The organism is Micromonospora sp. NPDC047753 (assembly GCF_040642735.1).
Lineage (GTDB): Bacteria > Actinomycetota > Actinomycetes > Mycobacteriales > Micromonosporaceae > Micromonospora.
This window is the reverse complement of the sequence record NZ_JBEYSL010000849.1, coordinates 1-1419: the sequence shown is the minus strand read 5'-3', so window position 1 is coordinate 1419 and position 1419 is coordinate 1. Positions and strand designations below refer to the sequence as shown.

The following is a 1419-nucleotide window of genomic DNA, read 5'->3' as shown; positions in this document are numbered from 1 at the left end:
GTCGGTCTGCTTGGCGTCAGCGTCGGGGGTGCTGATCTCCACGGAGCGGTAGGCGTCGTTCTTACCGGTTTCCTTGTTCAGCACGGGGGTGATGTCGTTGATGGAGTTGGTGCCGGCCTCGGTGGTGCCCATCTCCTTGGCCATGTCATCCACGTTGATGTTCTTACCCTGCACACTCAGGGCGTTACGGGTCGCGGCGGGCCCGCAGTAGTAGAAGTTCGGCTGGGCCTCGTAGCGCACACCCAGCTCCCGCTCGCCGTGGCCGCCCTTGCGGTCGGTCTGCGTCTGCGTGGCCGGCTTCGCATCGGACATGGCGTAAGCGGCGGTCACGGGCCCGGCGATGGCACCTCCGGTGAACGCGAGGCCGGCGGCGGTCAGGGCGGTCTTACGAATCAGATCGGTACGCATGATGGCGTGCTCCTCTGCCTCGGGGGATTTCCACACCACACCAGGGGGGTGGTGGATGGTGGTGTGGGGAAAGTTCGTGCCCGGCGACCCGCAACGGGGGTCGGCGTCGGGACGGGGTGAAACCGTTCGCGGTGGCGGATCATTCCGCCTACCTGCGGGGGTCGGCCGTTGTGGTGCTCGGCCGTTCCGGGGATGTAACCGTGGCGGCCTGCCGGGTGTTCCGGGCGCGGCCCGGCCGTTGTGGTGCTCGGCCGTGCGGGGGATGTAACCGGGGCGGCATTGCGGGTGTTCCCGGTGGCTGCCGTGTCCGGGCCGTTGCTCGGCCGATCCGGGTTGTAACCGTGGCGACCTGCCGGGTGTTCCCGGCGGCCGGCCCGCGGTGACCCGGGCTGTTGCGGTGGTCTGCCAGGTATAACGACCCGGGCCGGTCGCCGATTCCGCCGCCGGGGTGGCCCCAACCACCCGACATTCACCCTGAACCCGACAAAACGTCCACCCCGTCACCCTGCCGAACCCGACACGACGGCCACGGCGGCATGATCCACTCCGGTTCCCTGAAAACGCGGTGTCCCGCTGCCGGAGACCCCCCAACATCACGGAACCCGAGTCGATCATGCCGCCTGCCTCGGTACCGGGTGAAAATGGTCAGGTTGCGTCGAGCAGTTCCAGGACCGCGTCGCGGGCGGCAAGCACGGCTGCCTCGGATTGCGGGCCGTGGTTGAGGATGTCGAAGGAGTGCTGCCCGTCCGGCACCTCGATCACCTGCATCGGCCAGCCCTTGGCGGTCGCCGCGGGGAGGAACGCGTCGATACCGGCCAGGACCGGCGGGATGTCCTGACCCGCGCGGGTCAGCACCAGTGGCACGTCGGTGCCGGAGCTGAGTGCCTCGACCGGCAGGAACCGGGCGTCGACCTCCTGATGCGCACCTGACCGGGCTCGGCGAGTTGGCCGAGCAGCGGCGCGTGCCCCGGCAGGACACCGAGCTCGCCTTCGGTCGTCCGGGCGACGACC

The 1419-nt window shown here is 69.3% G+C and carries 2 protein-coding genes and 1 pseudogene; all 3 read right to left on the bottom strand.

The window, feature by feature from the left end; translation table 11 throughout:
* Positions 1–408, bottom strand: a 408-nt coding sequence (locus ABZ749_RS35175) for a C39 family peptidase (protein ID WP_357235724.1), incomplete at its 3' end; no start/stop codon positions are given.
* Between the two features lie 645 nt (positions 409–1053).
* Positions 1054–1263, bottom strand: coding sequence for a hypothetical protein (locus ABZ749_RS35170; RefSeq protein WP_357235721.1), 210 nt, complete (start codon positions 1261–1263; stop codon positions 1054–1056).
* 59 nt (positions 1264–1322) lie between these two features.
* A pseudogene (locus ABZ749_RS35165) lies at positions 1323–1419 on the bottom strand (F0F1 ATP synthase subunit epsilon); the annotation flags it as partial.